This window comes from Dechloromonas sp. TW-R-39-2, assembly GCF_016864195.1.
Taxonomy (GTDB): Bacteria; Pseudomonadota; Gammaproteobacteria; order Burkholderiales; family Rhodocyclaceae; genus Azonexus.
This window is the reverse complement of the sequence record NZ_CP045202.1, coordinates 485,547-501,175: the sequence shown is the minus strand read 5'-3', so window position 1 is coordinate 501,175 and position 15,629 is coordinate 485,547. Positions and strand designations below refer to the sequence as shown.

The 15,629-nt window shown below is 60.5% G+C and carries 15 protein-coding genes and 1 riboswitch; of the genes, 12 read left to right on the top strand and 3 right to left on the bottom strand.

Translation table 11 applies throughout. From position 1 onward, the window contains the following. Nucleotides 1-16 precede the first annotated feature (16 nt). The 3 genes from cobU to GBK02_RS02445 are packed head-to-tail and all read left to right on the top strand — an operon-like array spanning nucleotide 17 to nucleotide 2,559. Nucleotides 17-562, top strand: coding sequence for a bifunctional adenosylcobinamide kinase/adenosylcobinamide-phosphate guanylyltransferase (gene cobU, locus GBK02_RS02455; RefSeq protein ID WP_203468200.1), 546 nt, complete (start codon nucleotides 17-19; stop codon nucleotides 560-562). A 35-nt stretch (nucleotides 563-597) separates the two neighbouring features. Beyond that, complete coding sequence (locus tag GBK02_RS02450; protein WP_203468199.1) at nucleotides 598-1,206, top strand: sensor histidine kinase; 609 nt, start codon at nucleotides 598-600, stop codon at nucleotides 1,204-1,206. Then, nucleotides 1,207-2,559 (top strand): response regulator, encoded by a 1,353-nt coding sequence (locus GBK02_RS02445; protein WP_203468198.1) that lies wholly within the window; start codon nucleotides 1,207-1,209, stop codon nucleotides 2,557-2,559. It abuts the gene before it with no gap. 22 nt (nucleotides 2,560-2,581) lie between these two features. Here the strand turns inward: GBK02_RS02445 and GBK02_RS02440 are convergent, their stop codons facing one another. Continuing rightward, the gene (locus GBK02_RS02440) at nucleotides 2,582-4,045 is read right to left on the bottom strand and encodes a cobyric acid synthase (RefSeq protein WP_203468197.1); all 1,464 of its coding nucleotides are present in this window, start codon (nucleotides 4,043-4,045) and stop codon (nucleotides 2,582-2,584) included. Nucleotides 4,046-4,101: 56 nt separating this feature from the next. Further along, nucleotides 4,102-4,297: riboswitch (cobalamin riboswitch) on the top strand. Nucleotides 4,298-4,338: 41 nt separating this feature from the next. Here GBK02_RS02440 and bluB point away from each other — a divergent pair. Genes bluB through GBK02_RS02395 form a run of 9 tightly spaced genes read left to right on the top strand, consistent with a single transcriptional unit; the run spans nucleotide 4,339 to nucleotide 12,689 of the window. After that, nucleotides 4,339-5,094 (top strand): 5,6-dimethylbenzimidazole synthase, encoded by a 756-nt coding sequence (gene bluB / locus GBK02_RS02435; RefSeq protein WP_203468196.1) that lies wholly within the window; start codon nucleotides 4,339-4,341, stop codon nucleotides 5,092-5,094. Continuing rightward, a complete protein-coding gene (gene cbiB / locus GBK02_RS02430; RefSeq protein WP_203468195.1) occupies nucleotides 5,091-6,005 on the top strand; it encodes an adenosylcobinamide-phosphate synthase CbiB in 915 nt (304 codons plus the stop codon). The genes bluB and cbiB overlap by 4 nt, the downstream gene beginning before the upstream one ends. Then, nucleotides 5,998-6,990, top strand: a complete 993-nt coding sequence (gene cobD, locus GBK02_RS02425; protein WP_203468194.1) for a threonine-phosphate decarboxylase CobD — start codon at nucleotides 5,998-6,000, stop codon at nucleotides 6,988-6,990. Before cbiB ends, cobD begins: the two co-directional genes overlap by 8 nt. Next, a complete protein-coding gene (locus tag GBK02_RS02420; protein ID WP_203468193.1) occupies nucleotides 6,987-7,877 on the top strand; it encodes a cobalamin-binding protein in 891 nt (296 codons plus the stop codon). The genes cobD and GBK02_RS02420 overlap by 4 nt, the downstream gene beginning before the upstream one ends. A gap of 4 nt (nucleotides 7,878-7,881) precedes the next feature. Continuing rightward, nucleotides 7,882-8,673 carry a cobalamin-binding protein gene (locus GBK02_RS02415; protein WP_203469271.1) on the top strand — a complete coding sequence of 264 codons (792 nt, stop codon included), beginning with the start codon at nucleotides 7,882-7,884 and terminating at the stop codon, nucleotides 8,671-8,673. Between the two features lie 56 nt (nucleotides 8,674-8,729). Further along, nucleotides 8,730-9,062, top strand: coding sequence for a hypothetical protein (locus tag GBK02_RS02410; protein ID WP_203468192.1), 333 nt, complete (start codon nucleotides 8,730-8,732; stop codon nucleotides 9,060-9,062). Then, on the top strand, nucleotides 9,059-9,646 hold the full coding sequence (locus GBK02_RS02405; protein WP_203468191.1) for an SCO family protein: 588 nt from the start codon (nucleotides 9,059-9,061) through the stop codon (nucleotides 9,644-9,646). Before GBK02_RS02410 ends, GBK02_RS02405 begins: the two co-directional genes overlap by 4 nt. Nucleotides 9,647-9,699: 53 nt before the next feature. Further along, nucleotides 9,700-10,605, top strand: coding sequence for an ABC transporter substrate-binding protein (locus tag GBK02_RS02400; RefSeq protein WP_203468190.1), 906 nt, complete (start codon nucleotides 9,700-9,702; stop codon nucleotides 10,603-10,605). Continuing rightward, a complete protein-coding gene (locus tag GBK02_RS02395; RefSeq protein ID WP_203468189.1) occupies nucleotides 10,602-12,689 on the top strand; it encodes a diguanylate cyclase in 2,088 nt (695 codons plus the stop codon). Before GBK02_RS02400 ends, GBK02_RS02395 begins: the two co-directional genes overlap by 4 nt. A gap of 21 nt (nucleotides 12,690-12,710) precedes the next feature. On the opposite strand, the gene GBK02_RS02390 is transcribed toward GBK02_RS02395, so the two are convergent. Both GBK02_RS02390 and GBK02_RS02385 read right to left on the bottom strand, forming a co-directional pair. After that, nucleotides 12,711-14,759 carry a TonB-dependent siderophore receptor gene (locus tag GBK02_RS02390; RefSeq protein ID WP_203468188.1) on the bottom strand — a complete coding sequence of 683 codons (2,049 nt, stop codon included), beginning with the start codon at nucleotides 14,757-14,759 and terminating at the stop codon, nucleotides 12,711-12,713. Beyond that, nucleotides 14,756-15,376 (bottom strand): PilZ domain-containing protein, encoded by a 621-nt coding sequence (locus GBK02_RS02385; protein ID WP_239003233.1) that lies wholly within the window; start codon nucleotides 15,374-15,376, stop codon nucleotides 14,756-14,758. The genes GBK02_RS02390 and GBK02_RS02385 overlap by 4 nt, the downstream gene beginning before the upstream one ends. Nucleotides 15,377-15,629 lie beyond the last annotated feature (253 nt).

Here is a 15,629-nt window from a genome sequence, read left to right as displayed (position 1 = left end):
ACCTAAAGTGCCAACCATGAAAGAACTCATTCTTGGTGGCGCCCGTTCGGGCAAAAGCATTCTCGCCGAAAAACGGGCAGCCGAATCGGGCCTCAAGGTCGTCTACCTGGCCACGGCTGAACCCCGTGACGGTGAAATGTCGCGCCGCATCGCCCATCACCGCGCCCGTCGCCCGGCCGAATGGGGTTGTGCCGAAGAAACCCTTCACCTGGCAAGCCGTTTGCGCGAGCTGGCAGCACCGGATACCTGCATCCTGGTCGACTGCCTGACACTATGGCTTTCCAACCTGCTTTTTGCCGGCCAGGCTGGCACTCAGGCCGAAGCCGGCCAGGCCATCGACTGTCCGCTGTTCGATGGCGAAACAGCCAGCCTGATCGAATGCCTGCCGGACCTGCCCGGGCGCATCATTCTCGTCTCCAACGAAGTTGGCTGGGGCATCGTGCCGATGCATCCGGTTTCCCGACTGTTCGCCGATGAACAGGGACGCCTCAACCAACGCGTTGCCGCTGTTTGCGACCGCGTCACATTGGTTGCAGCCGGACTGCCACTATCACTAAAGTAGGGTTATTCTTCACTCTTTGATGCTTCGGAGGAACCATGCAGCGCTTGCTCGACATTCTGGCCTCCGGCATCCACGACACCAAAAATCAGCTGTTCGTCGCCGAAGCGCTGATTGCCGCCCGCGAAGCCGAACATCGCATCGACCTCGGCGAGGCGCGTTACGCCATCGAAGCGGCCGCCGAGCGCCTGTCGCGGACACTCGCCAGCTACCGGCTGCTCCGCCACGGTGCCCAACTGGCCATCGTACCGACCATCATCGGCGATCTTTGTGCCGAAGTCGGGCTGGCCCAGAAAGCCCACCTCGCCGCCAACGGCATCACCCTGAACATCGATTGCCAGGCACCAGACGCCTGGCCGCTGGACCGTGACCTGATCGCCGACATGCTCGGCAACGCAGTGCAAAATGCCGGCCGCTTTGCCCGCAGCCAAGTATGCCTGACCGCCAGCGAATGCAGCGATGGCCTGCGCTTTTCGGTCGAAGACGACGGCCCCGGCTTTGCCCATTTCCCACCTTCCAGCGGTACCGGCCTGCTGCTGGCCGAACGGCTGGCCCGGCTGCATGCCCGGCAGGAGCGGCATGGCAGCTTGCGCCTGAGCAACGACAGCAGGCTGGGCGGCGCACGTTTTGAGTTGCTCATTCCGTAGATGAGCGATTACAGCAAAAAGCGTTTTCTCGTCATCGACGACCAGCCGCTGGCCCGCGATGCGCTGCGCAGCATCGCCCAGACGGTCGGTGCCTTTGCCGTCGAATTCGCCTCGAATTACCAGGATGCGATCTACCGCATCCGCAACAACGTACCGGACATCATCCTCTGCGACTACATCCTCGGCGAAGGACGCTCCGGCCAGCAATTGCTCGAAGAATTGCGCCGCTTCAACCTGTTGCCGGACGAAACCATTTTCATGATGGTGACCGGCGAACAATCCTACGAGCAGGTGGTTTCTGCGGTTGAACTGGTTCCCGACGACTACATCATCAAACCTTTTTCGCCCGACAAACTGCTCTTGCGGCTCAATCGAATTGTTCAGAAAAAGGATTTTTTCGCCGCGTATTACCGGGAAAAACGCCAGCAGGAATACCAAAAAGCACTGGCTATCCTGGCTGCGCAGCGCGATAGCGAAGCTGGCCGCCCCTACCGTTTCGAAATTCTTCGCCAGCAAGCCGAAGTGCTGCTCGCCACCGGTGATTCAAGCTCGGCCGAAACGGCTTATCGCCGTATTCTGGAAAATTACGATTTCCCCTGGGCCAGAGCTGGCGTGGCGCGCTCGCTGCACCAACAGAATCGGCTGACCGAAGCGCGCGAGGAAATTGATCGCGTCGTCGCCGGTACACCGCATTTTTTCGATGCCTCGGACATCAAGGCCAGCATCTGCATGGCCCAGGGCGAACACGAGGAAGCCCAGAAGGTGCTCGATGAGGTGGCCAAAAAAACCCCGCGCAACTATGTCCGCAAGCGCCTGCTGGCCGAGGCGGCAACGCTCAACGGCGACAGCGAGGCGGCTCGGGCGGCGATGGCCGATGTCATCGCCAACGACACCATGCCCGGCGCCGTTTCAGCCGACGACCAACTGACCCTGGCGCGCAGCTATGTCGATGCCGGCGACCTGATCACCGCCGAGAAAGTGCTGGTTGGCATTCGCGAATCGGAATTGCAGAACCTGAGCCTCAACGAACAGGGCAGCTATGCTTCACTGCTCGCGCTGGCTTCGCCGGATCGCGGCAAGAAGCGTTTTGCCGGTCTGCGCCCGGCTTTGCTCGCCACCGAACTCACCGCCACGGTACGACTCGATGTGATGCGTGCGGCGCTCTCGGTCGGCGATCGAGAACTGGCCGACCGCCATACCGAAGAGCTGATGAGCAGCCCGGATGCCAAGAAGGTGTTCGGCAGCATCCGCAAACATTACGCACTGCACGGCCGGGAAATGGATTTCCGCGAGATCCAGCGCCAGGTCGCGCTCAAGCGGATTCACCACGAAGAGCCCAAGCCGGCCGGCTGAGGCAAAGCCCGGCCATCGCGCCTTACAGCGGCAGGAAAGTCGCCATTTTTTCCCAGTCGAGCGCGGTTTCGACCGAATCGGCCAGTCGGTCGAGGTCGGCTTCACGCCGGGCGGCAAAATCGACCTGCCCACTTTCCTGCAAGCCGGCCCAGGCGAGTAGCGCGGTCAACGCCTCGGGATGATCGAAAACGCCATGACAATAAGTGGCAAAGACCTGGTTGTCGGCTGAAACCGCCCCGTCCGTCCGGCCATCGGCCAGTTGTACCGCTGCCTGCCCCAGACCATCGCCGCGTGTCACACCCAGGTGAATTTCGTAACCGGTCATCGCCGGATTGCCCGGCAAGGCAAGATGGCCGCTGACATTGCGCAACTGTTTCTCGGTTTCCAGCGTCGTTTCCAGATCGAGCGCCGCCAGCCCCGGTGTGCTGCCCGGCTGGCCTTCCAGACCCAGCGGATCGTGAATCATCCGCCCGAGCATCTGGTAGCCGCCGCACAGGCCGACGACCTTGCCACCGTAACGCAGATGTTTCTGGATCGCCGTCGCCCAGCCTTGCTGGCGCAGCCAATCGATGTCGGCCCGCACGGCCTTGGAGCCGGGCAGGACGATCAGGTCGGCGGCCGGCGGCGTTTCGCCTGGGCCGATCCATTGGAAATCGACCTCCGGATGCAGGCGCAGCGGATCGAGATCGTTGTGATTGGAAACGCGCGGATAAGCCGGGGCGACCACTTTCAATCGGGCCGTTTTTTTACCGTCGACCGCAGCGGTGGCAATCGCATCTTCAGCATCGAGCATCAGGCCGTGCAGGTAGGGCAGCACGCCGAGCACCGGCTTGCCGGTGCGTTCTTCGAGCCAGGTCAGGCCGGATTCAAGCAACGAAATATCGCCGCGAAAACGGTTGATCACGAAACCCTTGACCCGGTTCTGCTCGGACGGCGAAAGCAATTCGAGCGTACCGACCAGATGCGCGAAAACGCCGCCCCGGTCAATGTCGGCAACGATGATCACCGGACAATCGACCGCCTCGGCAAAGCCCATGTTGGCAATGTCGCGCGCCCGCAGGTTGATTTCGGCCGGCGATCCGGCCCCTTCGACCATCACTGCGTCGTATTGCGCGGTCAACCGCCCCCAGGAGGCCAAAACGGCCTGCATCGCCCGTGGCTTGTATTCCTGGTAGTCGCGCGCATTGAGGTCCATCGCCACTTTGCCGTGGATGATGACCTGCGACTTCTTGTCGGTCGTCGGCTTGAGCAGCACCGGGTTGAAATCGGTATGCGGCAACAGGCCACAGGCCAGTGCCTGCAGCGCCTGGGCCCGGCCGATTTCACCACCGTCGACGGTGACCGCCGAATTGAGCGCCATGTTCTGCGGCTTGAACGGCGCGACATTGATCCCGCGGCGCTTGAGAATCCGGCACAAAGCCGCGACCAGCGTGGATTTACCGGCATCCGACGTGGTCCCCTGGACCATCAGTGAAAAGCAGGACATAGCGACCAAATGTGAAAAAAGTCCGTAATTATGGCACCATCGGCCCCGCCCATTTGTTTGGGCAAGTGTCTCCGGGTGTCGTTCAGCCAACGCTGGACGGAGAATCGGGAAGGCGGTGCAAATCCGCCACGTGCCCAACGCTGTAAGGATGACGGGCGATGCATCAGGCCACTGGACGGGAATACCGGCCGGGAAGGCGCATCGCCAGGCTGAATCCAAGTCAGAAGACCGGCCGGGAGACGAATTGCAGGCTGTCAGGCCCGGCAGCTGTTTCATTTCCAGAAGGGGAATCCATGGAAAACCAAGCCACACCGATGGCACCCGCCTTTTCCGACGCCGATCGGGCCGCAGTCTATCAAGCCATTTTCAACCGCCGTGACGTGCGCGGCCAGTTCCTGCCGACGCCGGTGCCGGACGATGTGCTCAGCCGCGTGCTGATGGCAGCGCACCACGCACCCTCGGTCGGTTTCATGCAACCGTGGAACTTTCTGCTCGTGCGCTCCGACGAGGTCAAGCAACGCGTGCATGGCATCTTCGACCAAGCCAACCAGGAAGCGGCCCAGATGTTCCCGGATGGCAAGCGCGAGATCTACAGCAAGCTCAAGCTGCAGGGCATTCTCGAAGCGCCGATCAGCCTGTGCATTACTTGCGACCGAACGCGTACCGGCCCGGTTGTCATCGGCCGCACGCACATTCCGACGATGGACCTCTACAGCAGCGTCTGCGCCGTCCAGAATCTCTGGCTGGCGGCCCGCGCCGAGGGCCTGGGCGTCGGCTGGGTGAGCATTTTCAATGAAACCGAACTGCAGGACGCGCTCGGCATTCCGCACCATATCGTGCCGATTGCCTACCTGTGCATTGGTTATGTCAGCCATTTCCACGACAAACCCGAACTTGAAAAAGCCGGCTGGCTGCCGCGTTTGCCGATCGAGAACCTGGTTTATTTCGAGCAATGGGGTGCCACGGATTCCGGCCAGAACGAGCCGTTGACCACAGCATTGCGCGACATGCAGGCCGACATTCAGGGACCGGGCATTTTCCCGAAATGAATCTCAGCATCGACGCCTTTGCCATGCCGCTGGCTGCTCTTGCCGCCGTCCTGCTCGACCGTGTACTCGGTGAGCCACGGTGCTGGCATCCGCTGGTCGGCTTCGGCAATTTGGCGTCGATGCTGGAAAAGAAACTCAACAATCGACACATTTCCAGCGGCTTGCTCGCCTGGCTGCTGGTCGTCGGTCCCTGGGTCGGGCTGGCCTTCTGGCTGCGCCCGTACGCCCCCTTCGCCATCGATATCGCCCTGCTCTACTTCGCCCTCGGTGCGCAAAGCCTGGCCGAACACGCCGAAGCGGTCGCCCGGCCATTGCGCGAAGGCCGGCTGGACGAGGCGCGGACGCGAGTCAGCTGGATGGTTTCCCGTGAAACATCGCAACTCGATGAATCCGGTATCGCCAAAGCGGGCGTCGAATCGGTCCTTGAAAACGGCAACGATGCAATATTCGGCACGCTGTTCTGGTTCGCCCTACTCGGCGGCCCCGGCGCGCTGCTCTTCCGGCTGGCCAACACGCTCGATGCGATGTGGGGCTACCGGACCGAACGCTACAACCTGTTCGGCCGCTTTGCGGCGCGTTTCGATGATCTGCTCAACTGGCTGCCGGCCCGCCTGACGGCGCTGACCTACGCCCTGCTTGGCCGGACGTGCAACGCGCTGGCCTGCTGGAAAACCCAGGCGCCGGGCTGGGAAAGCCCGAACGCCGGGCCGGTCATGTCAGCCGGCGCCGGCAGCCTCGGCGTACTGCTCGGCGGTTCGGCGATGTATCACGGCCAGGAAGAAATCCGCCCGCCGCTCGGCACCGGGACGGCCCCTCTGGCCGCCGATCTTGGCCGGGCGATCACCCTGATCCAACGCAGCCTGTGGCTGTGGCTGGCCGTCTTTTTCATGATTGGAATCCTGCATGCTTGAGCATGGCGGACGCCTGCGCCAAGCCGCAGCCCGATACGACATCCCACTCGACAACTGGCTCGACCTGTCGACCGGGATCAACCCGAATTGTTGGCCGGTGCCTGAATTGCCGGCCGATTGCTGGCTCCGCCTGCCGGAGAACGACGATGGCCTGGAAGCGGCAGCCGCTGCCTATTACGGCAACAGCAATCTGCTGCCGGTCGCCGGCTCGCAAGCCGCCATCCAGTTGCTGCCGCACTTGCTGCCGCGCGCCGTTGTCGCCTGCATCAGCCCCCTGTACGCCGAACATCCGCACGCCTGGCAACGCGCCGGCCATCGCCTGCGTTTCCTGCAGAACGCCACATTGCCGCGCGCCCTGACCACAGCCACACCGTATGTGCTGATGTGCAATCCGAACAATCCGACCGCCGGCCGTCACCCGCGCGATGTCGCGGTCGACGCGGCCATCCAGCTCAAAAAGCGCGGCGGCTGGCTGATTGTCGATGAAGCTTTCATGGACCCGACGCCGGAAGACAGCCTGACCGCACTGGCCGGCACAGCAGAAGCGCCGAACCTGATCGTGCTGCGCTCGATCGGCAAGTTTTTCGGCTTGGCCGGGGCGCGGGTCGGCTTCGTTTTCGCCGCCCCCGACCTGCTGGCCAAGCTGGCCGAACTGATCGGCCCGTGGTCGGTCGCCGGGCCATCGCGCGTTGCCGCCCGGCTGGCCTTGTCGGACACCGCTTGGCAGGCCAACGCCCGGATCGAATTGCAAGCCGCCGCCGCCCGCCTGCATGCTTTGCTGGCACCGCTGGGCGACGTCAGCAGCACAGCCTTGTTCGCTACGCTGAACGCGGCAGAAACCGGCGAACTGCATGAGTTCCTCGCCCGGCGCGGCATTTTGACCCGCCATTTCGACCAGCAGCCACTGCTCCGCTTCGGCCTGCCAGCCAATGAAGCCGAGTGGCTGCGCCTGGCCGCCGCCCTGAACGACTGGAAAGCCGCATGAAAAACCACCTTTTTGCCCTGTTGACCGCAGCACTCGCCTGCAGCCCGGCCAGTGCTGCCGATCTGGTCTTCAAGGACGATACCGGGCAGGAAGTGCGTCTCAAGGGGCCTGCCAAACGCATCGTGACGCTCGCGCCGCATGCCGCTGAAAGCCTCTTCGCGGCAGGCGCCGGCAGCAAGCTGGTCGGCACCGTCGATTACAGCGACTACCCGCCGGAAGCGAAAAAAGTCGCCCGCGTCGGCGGCTATTCGCGCATCGACCTCGAAGCGGTGGCGGCGCTCAAGCCAGATCTGGTGCTGGCCTGGCAAAGCGGCAACAACCTGACGCAGGTCGACAAACTCCGGGCGCTCGGCCTGACGGTCTACGTCTCGCAACCGAACAAAATGGAAAATGTCGCCGACCAACTGATCCGCATGGGCCAGCTGGCCGGCACCGAAGTCGCCGCCAATGCAGCCGCAGAGCAGTTCCGCAAGCGTCTCGAAGGCTTGCGCAAGGCCAATGCCGGCAAGCCGAAAATCCGCGTTTTCTATCAGATCTGGAAATCGCCGCTGATGACTGTCGGCGGCCCGCAGATCATCAGCGATGCGATCACGCTGTGCGGTGGCGAAAACGTTTTCGGCCAGCTGCCGCAGATGGCGCCGACGGTCAGCGTCGAAGCCGTGCTGGCGGCCGATCCGGAAGCCATCGTCGCAACCGGCATGGGCGATGCCAAGCCGGAATGGCTGCACGACTGGGATAAATGGACGCGGATGACCGCCGTCAAGCGCGACAACCTGTTCCATATCAATCCGGACATCATGCAACGCCACACGCCGCGCATTCTCGATGGTGCAGAGAAACTTTGCGCTCATCTCGATGTCGCACGCAGCCATCGTCCAGCCAAGTAAAACCATGCCCCGTCTGCCGCAACGCATCGTCTGCCTGACCACCGAAACCGTCGAAGTCCTCTATGCCCTCGGCGAACAGGACCGCATCGTCGGCATTTCCGGTTACACCGTCCGTCCGCCCGAAGCGCGCAAGGAGAAGCCCAAGGTCTTCGCCTTCACGACCGGCGACATCGACAAGATCCTCGCCACCCAGCCTGATCTCGTTCTCACCTTCTCCGACCTGCAAAGCGAAATTTCGCGTGACCTGATCAAGGCCGGCGTGCCGGTCTACGCCTTCAACATGCGCAGCGTCGACGACATTCTCGGGATGATCGAAACGATCGGCCGGCTGGTTGGCGCGCAAGATAAGGCGCTGGCCATCGTCGCCGGGCTGGAAGCTCAAATCGCCCAAGCCAGAGCGATCGCGGCCGAACGCTTGGCCAAAACCGGCAAGAAGCCGCGCGTTTATTTCGAGGAGTGGGACGAGCCGCTGATCAGCGGTATCCGCTGGGCTTCCGAGCTGATCGAAATCGCCGGCGGCGAAGATGTTTTTGCCGAACAAGCCCGCTCGCCGCTGGCCAAGGACCGCCGCCCTTCTGCCGAAGACGTGATTGCCGCCGCGCCGGACATCATCATCGGCTCATGGTGCGGCAAGCACTTCCGCCCCGAACGGGTCGCCGCCCGACCCGGCTGGCAGGAGATTCCCGCGGTCAACAACGGAAAAATGCATGAAATCAAATCAGCCGTCATCCTGACGCCAGGGCCGGTGGCAATCAGCGAAGGACTGCCTCAACTGCTCGAAATATTTGATCTGTAAGAAAGCAGCTCGAAACCCGCTGACTATAATCAGCCTCTCCGCCAAGGATCCAGACCATGAAAATCGCCGTATCGACCCTCTTGCTCAGCCTGCTCTGTGCCGCCACTCCGACTTTTGCCGCCGATGAAGGCACGGCCGCGCTGGAAGCCATCGGCCAGATCAACGGTACGGCACTGGCCTGCAAGCAGCCGGCACTGGTCAGCCGGGCGCGCAACTCGGTCGCCACCACGGCCCCCAAGACACGCGCCAATGGCGAAACGTTTGAAAACGCGACCAATGCCGCCTTCCTGGCTCAAGGCAAAGCCAAGTGCCCGGATGCCGCAACACTCGCCAACCAGCTCGGTGCCGCCGAACAACGCCTGCAAGCGGCCTTCAAGTCGACTCAATGATCCGTTTCTGCGCACTGCTGCTGATTGGCTTGTGGCTGGCTCCCCCCGCTCTGGCTGAATCATGGGAAGCCCTGCGCAGCAACAGCAGTGCCGGCATTATTCCGCGCTATCTCCTGCAAGACCCGAATGGTCGCTCGGTCAACAGTGAGGATTTTCGCGGACGCTACCAGCTGATTTCCTTTGGCTACACCTATTGCCCCGATATCTGCCCAACCACCCTGGTTGAAATGGCCGAAATTCTGAAGCAGTTGGGCGACAAGGCGGCACGCGTCCAGGCAATCTTCATTACGGTCGACCCGGAACGCGACACCGGCAAGGTGCTCAAGACCTATACCGAATTTTTCGACCCCCGCATTCTCGGCCTGACCGGCCCGGTCGCACTCGTCCGCCGCTCGGCAGACAATTTCAAGATCCGCTACAGCAAGGTTTTTGAGCCGGACACCCCGGCCGACCGTTATGCGGTCGACCATTCGGCAGGGATGATTTTGCTCGGCCCCGATGGCCAATTCATCAAAAAATTCCCCTTCGCCATGCCGGTTGGCGAAATCTCGCGCCAGCTCGAGGCTTACATCAACACGCCTTAACTGCAGGAAAACACTCATTGCATTGGCATAGGGGCTGAGGCTATAGTCTGCCGATGTACCGAGCGTTCCTGCGCGCCCTCGTATTACTGTTCCTGCTTGCCCCGATTGCCCGGGCAGGCGGTATTGCGCTCGTACTCAGCCAGCAGGGCGGACCTTACGCCGAGTTTTCAACTGCCCTGCAAAAAACACTGGAGGGCAGCAACTGGAACGTGGTCACTTCCGGCACACCGGAAACCATCGAACTGTCGGTCATCCGGACCGATCTGATCATCACCGCCGGCGCCGAAGCCCTGCGCCAGACCCTAGGCCGAAATAGTGCACAACCTGTACTGGCCACCCTCCTGCCCCGGCAAACCTACGAAAAAATCCTTGCCGATGCCGGCAAATTGCGCGGCCGAACCTCTGCAATCTACCTCGATCAGCCGCCAGTTCGACTCGCCACTTTTCTGCGTTACTTGCTGCCTGAACACAAACGGGTTGGAATGCTTCTGAGCAACGAAACACGCAATCTCTACAATCAGTACAAACAGGTCTTTTCAAACGCAAAACTGGTACTGAGCGGCGAGGACAGCGATACCGACAGCAGCCTGGTCACGGCGCTCGGCACCCTCCTGCCCCGGGTCGATGTCCTGCTTGCGATTCCCGACAGCTCAATCTACAAGCGTGACAACATCAAGTCGATTCTGGTCACCAGCTACCGCTACCAACGTCCGGTTGTCGCCTTTTCTGCTGCATTTGCCAGTGCCGGCGCCTTGGCTGCGATTTACTCGACACCGACCCAGATCGGCAACCAGACTGCCGAACTGATCAAGGCCAGCGGCGCCAATCTGCCACTGCCGCAAAGCCCGGACATGTTTGCCGTCAGCATCAATCGCAATGTTGCCGATGCGCTCAATCTTTCCGTCCCGGATGAAGCCACCATCCGGCGCGCCATGCTCGCCGAACGGGAACAACGATGAACCAGATCACCCTGCGCCAACGCCTGCTGCTCCTGACGCTGCTACCCAGCACGCTGATTGCAATTGCACTGGTCGCCTATTTCACTTACAGCGGCATCAATACGCTGGAAGCCGAGCTGCGTACCAAGGGGCTGTCCACAGTCCGCTACCTGGCACCAATCAGCGAATACAGCATCATTTCAGGACAGATCGAAAGCCTGCATTCACTTGCCCAGGCAACGGTTCAGGACTCCGGCGTCAAGGCAGCCATCATCGTCAATCAAAAAGGACGGGCCATGGCCGTCAGCGGCCGCGTATCGTTGTCGGGCGAAATTCTGCGCCAGACCCCGGACGGCCCGCGCCAGGTTGCCGAAAATGATCGCTGGGTCGCCTTCGGAGCACCGGTCGTTCGCTCACTCAATGAAGCAGACAGTCTGTTCGAGCCCCTCAATCCTGAACAAAAAGGAAGCCCGCCCGAGGTGATCGGGCATGTCTTCGTCGAGTTCGACAAGACAGAACTGAATGCCCGCCAGGCCGATCTCTTCCAGCGAGGACTGATCATTGTGCTGGTTGGCCTGATCTTGCTTGCGGCACTCGCCATTGCCATTGCCGACACACTCGCCAAGCCGCTGCACCAATTGGCGCTGGCTGTTCGCCAGATGTCATCCGGGCACTTTGGAACACGCGTCAATGCCACGTCCAGCGGCGAGCTTGGCATTCTTGAACATGGCTTCAATGAAATGGCCAATCACATTGAAGAAGTTCATCGCTCGATGCAGTCACGCATCGAGGAAGCCACCGCGCAACTCGCCTTCCAGGCCCGCCACGACCCACTCACCGGTCTTTTCAATCGCCGCGAATTCGAACATCGACTGGACCGCGCCCTGAGCAGCGTCCAGGCGGGTGGCGATGAATTCAGCGTGCTGTTCATCGACCTCGACCGCTTCAAACCGGTCAACGATACCTGTGGTCACCTGGCCGGAGACGAACTGCTCCGCCAGATATCCCAGCTCTTTCAGGGACGCTTGCGGGAAGAGGATTCGCTGGCCCGCCTGGGCGGTGACGAGTTTGGTGTACTGCTGGCAAACTGCAGCGGCCAGCGGGCACGACAAGTGGCTGACGACATTTGTGGACTGGCCGCCGCCTATCGCTTTATCTGGCAGGACAAGGTTTTTGCCATCGGCGCCAGTATCGGACTGGCCTCGGTCAATCGGCGCGTACGCAACATCACCGAAATTCTGGCGGCAGGTGATGCGGCTTGTTATCGCGCCAAGGAAAGCGGCCGGAACCAGGTTTGCGAACAAGAGACGCTGAATACCCAGGAGCGCCGCCAGGAGCCCGGCAACTGGGCCAGCCGGATTTCGATCGCGCTGGCCGATGATCGTTTGATCCTTGAAGCCTTGCCACTGGCGGCTTTGCAGGATGATGTCGTGACAGGACACCTGGTTGAAATCGGGGCCCGCCTGAATGAGCCGGGACAGCCGCCCATCGCCCTTTCCGCCTTGATGGATGCCGCCGAGCGCTATGATCTGGCACCCACCATCGACCTGCGCTTCATCGACTGCGCAATCGCTGCGCTGGCCAGAGCCAAACAGGCCCAGCGGACGCTGCACTGCCTCGTTCCGATTTCACGAGCATCGCTCGGCCAAAGCAAGGTGGTCGAGCACATTGCCCGTGGCCTGGCCAGCCATAACCTGCCGGGCAGTGGCTTGTGCCTTCTCTTCTCCGAAGATGTTTCAACACATCAGAGTAGCCAGATCCCCGAATTCCTTCGCCAGATCCGCATTCTGGGCTGCCAGGTCGGACTTTCCGATTTTGGTGGCGGACTTTCATCCTTCAGCCATTTGCACACGATTTCACCCAGCTATATCAAGCTGAGTACCAGCCTGACCCGCGATTTGGGTGGAAATCGGGCGTCGACCGCGCTATTGCGTGCCGTTCAAGAAATCACGGCTGACCTCGGCATTTATTCGATTGCCGAAAACATCGACGAAACCCCGGCTATCGAACAGCTCAAGGCACTCGGTATCAGCTATGCCCAAGGAAAGGCTATCGCACCATGCGAGCCTTTCGAGGTCTGGCTCGAAGGCGCGGTGATGCGCTAAGGATTCAAGTTCCCGACCAGACTAGAAGTCCAGACGCAACGTCAGCCAGTGCATTTCCGTCGCCAGGCGCGTTTCGCGCCGGCCTTCCATCGTATGGTTGGCCATCTGTGCCATATAGGCCAGTTCAGCCTTGGTGCTACCCAAACGGAAAGGCATGGCCAGACGCCAGTCCACTCGCTCGTAAGGGCTCGTATAGGAATTCCGGCGCCAGCGCATCCAGCCACTCTTGTAATACATGGCGGAAGCTTCAAGATCGTACGGCAGTTTTTGTATGATCATTGCCGATTGCGAATTACGCGGCGCCGACTCTTCCGTCTGACGGGAAATTTTCGGAATGTTCGACGGTGCATCAACGATGACCGCCTCACTGCTCAGAAACGCATACGTTCGAATATATGCGTGGTTATAAAGCAGGCGAGTCTTTTCGAACGGCTGCCAGCGCAATTGGTACTCGTAACCCTGCGCCACGACCCGCTCAAGATTCAGGGCCGTATCGTTGCGACCATACGGCAACCCGGCCTCAGGCCGGCTGTCAGCGGCCCATGGCGGCAGTGCCGAGGGAACAATCGTGATCCGGTTGGGAATCCGCTCATGAAACGCCCGGACATCCAGACTGGCGCGCCACGGCTTGACTTCACCCAGATAGCCTAGCTCCAGCGTATCGATTCGCTCGGCATTGATCCCCGGTGTCGCATAGTAAGTACGATCAACCGGCGTAACCGTCCCGGCAGCAGCTTTGGATGTATTGCCGTAGGCTTCGTAAAGGCTTGGCGTACGGTGAGCCCGCGAGGCAACAAGACGCAGCGTGTGGTCTTTGAACAGGTGATAGCTGACACTGGCGCGGGGATCGAACAACTCACCGACCACCGTATCATGTTCGTAACTGGCCCCCAGATTGAACAGCCAATCCTTGGCCGGCCGCCATTCAAGATTGCCGAACAGGCGATATGCGTTGCGTTGCTGCCAGTCGTAGTTTGAAAACTGCTGGAATGACGTAACCTGGGTCCGGCGCATTCCCAGCCCCCAGACCGCCCGTGTTTTGCTCGAAGGAGCCAGCATATGCTGGAACTCCAGCTCATCGGTCCGTGATTCGCCGCCAGGATTGGCCGGATAAAAATACGTATTGCCGGAATAGGACAAACGCTCGAGATAGCGACCGGAAGCCCAGTCTTCAACGTGCGAGTAACGCAGCTTCAATTCTTCGCCTGGTGCCACAATATGACGCCACTCTGCGCTCAGGGCCGTGCTGTTCTGGCTCAAATCCCGATAAGGATCGGTCAGGCTGGACGGACGTCCGTACTGGGAAACCTCTTCGGCATGGCTGATTGTCAGTTGCAGTTCGTCCCGGTCCGTCAGCGGGGCATCGACACGCAAATCAAAAACCTGGTTATGCCGGCTATCGTGAGGGTCAAACCAGTTTCCGGCATCGAACATCTTTTCCATGCCGGAATCATTGAGCTGCCGGTAGGTCATCCGGACATCGGCCGTACCTGCTTTGCCGCCCCAGCGTAGGGTCTGGTCGCGCACATTGGCATTGCCGTAATTGGTCGACATCATCCAGCCACGCGTTTGCGAAGCATCGAGCGTGATGATGTTAACCACGCCGAGAAAGGCGTTTGAGCCATAGGAAACCGTATTCGAACCGCGCATGACTTCGATGCGGTCGATGTTCTCAAGCACCACGGGCAGCAAATTCCAGTTCACCCCGGAATTGAACAGCGGCGAATACTGCGAACGACCATCGATCAGCACCTGAACGCGCGGTGTGTATTCTTCATTGCTCAGCCCATGATAGGCCACCACGGCACCGTCCTGATTCGGTGGCGTCACCTGGAAGCCGGGGACCAGACGCAGGAGATCGGCAAAATTACGCGCACCGGAAGCACGAATCATGTCGCGATCAATGACCGTCACAGCCCCCGGAGCTTCTGAAAGCTGCTGCGGCAAACGACTGACCGAAGCTACCAAAGGCAATTCAGCAAAAAAGAGTTCTTCGTCAGCGAAAACGGCATCGGCTGACAGCGCGATGCCGCCGAGCAAGAGACGACCGATTAGCTGATGCCTGTTCATTGCCCCGTCCTCGCGAGTGCTTCAGTCGTATTCACACCACTGCCGGCAACCAGAAGGGCGCTCTCCCAAGCCTCGGAAAAGCACGCAGAACGGGCACCGATCGTGACACCATGACGGTGGAGCGCAACCATGCAAAGTGCCAGCCCGGCAGGGTCGACCGCAGTAATTCCTTCGGCGTCGATTTCATCGACCCCGACTCGGGTCAGGGCATGCATGAAATCGTTGCGCATCGCTCCGTTCAAACCGCCAGATAGACGCATGACCTTGCGCCCGCCAAGCTCATGCATCGACAGGATGGATGCCTGTCCACAAGCCAGCGCATGAGTGATTGCATCGTCGATCATGACCTGATTGATCGGCCCGGTTTGAAAACGGGCACCGAATAAATCACCCACCTGACTGACGATCGTTGCCGGCACATCAATCAGTGGCGACCCAAAGAGTGAAAACTCGCAACCTGCCACATGGCCGATGGTCAGCGCCATATCAGTACGCAGCATCAAGCCGGACATCGAAATATTTTCGATCCCCCCCTGGCTGATAGCCCCCCCGTACCCGATTTTCACTGTCGGCGGATGACCGAAACGTATCCGCTGATGACGACGCTGTTCCTGCATCAAGAACCAGATCTTTCCTGTTACCGCATGTTTTGCGCCATATTAACAAATCTTTAGGCACGGCCGTTTGCAGTGTATCAAACCTCGCACAATTGACTTTTGACGGCCTGCTCGGTATTGTCCGAAACACGCTGCGAGCATCGCAGCGGCGCCGATTTGAGCTCTGATTGCGGGCGCTGAATAAATACTGCTAAAACGGGAACCACCCAGTTCGCGTTTATGGCCAACTGGGTTTTTTTGTTTTCAGGAATAG

Bases quoted from the DNA above. Each gene is read 5' to 3' on its own strand.
- GBK02_RS02415 (WP_203469271.1), top strand. From the start codon at position 7,882: ATGCCCCGTCTGCCGCAACGCATCGTCTGCCTGACCACCGAAACCGTC.
- cobU (WP_203468200.1), top strand. From the start codon at position 17: ATGAAAGAACTCATTCTTGGTGGCGCCCGTTCGGGCAAAAGCATTCTC.
- cbiB (WP_203468195.1), top strand. From the start codon at position 5,091: ATGAATCTCAGCATCGACGCCTTTGCCATGCCGCTGGCTGCTCTTGCC.
- GBK02_RS02390 (WP_203468188.1), bottom strand. From the start codon at position 14,759: ATGAACAGGCATCAGCTAATCGGTCGTCTCTTGCTCGGCGGCATCGCG.
- GBK02_RS02410 (WP_203468192.1), top strand. From the start codon at position 8,730: ATGAAAATCGCCGTATCGACCCTCTTGCTCAGCCTGCTCTGTGCCGCC.
- bluB (WP_203468196.1), top strand. From the start codon at position 4,339: ATGGAAAACCAAGCCACACCGATGGCACCCGCCTTTTCCGACGCCGAT.
- GBK02_RS02440 (WP_203468197.1), bottom strand. From the start codon at position 4,045: ATGTCCTGCTTTTCACTGATGGTCCAGGGGACCACGTCGGATGCCGGT.
- cobD (WP_203468194.1), top strand. From the start codon at position 5,998: ATGCTTGAGCATGGCGGACGCCTGCGCCAAGCCGCAGCCCGATACGAC.
- GBK02_RS02405 (WP_203468191.1), top strand. From the start codon at position 9,059: ATGATCCGTTTCTGCGCACTGCTGCTGATTGGCTTGTGGCTGGCTCCC.
- GBK02_RS02400 (WP_203468190.1), top strand. From the start codon at position 9,700: ATGTACCGAGCGTTCCTGCGCGCCCTCGTATTACTGTTCCTGCTTGCC.
- GBK02_RS02420 (WP_203468193.1), top strand. From the start codon at position 6,987: ATGAAAAACCACCTTTTTGCCCTGTTGACCGCAGCACTCGCCTGCAGC.
- GBK02_RS02385 (WP_239003233.1), bottom strand. From the start codon at position 15,376: ATGCAGGAACAGCGTCGTCATCAGCGGATACGTTTCGGTCATCCGCCG.
- GBK02_RS02445 (WP_203468198.1), top strand. From the start codon at position 1,207: ATGAGCGATTACAGCAAAAAGCGTTTTCTCGTCATCGACGACCAGCCG.
- GBK02_RS02395 (WP_203468189.1), top strand. From the start codon at position 10,602: ATGAACCAGATCACCCTGCGCCAACGCCTGCTGCTCCTGACGCTGCTA.
- GBK02_RS02450 (WP_203468199.1), top strand. From the start codon at position 598: ATGCAGCGCTTGCTCGACATTCTGGCCTCCGGCATCCACGACACCAAA.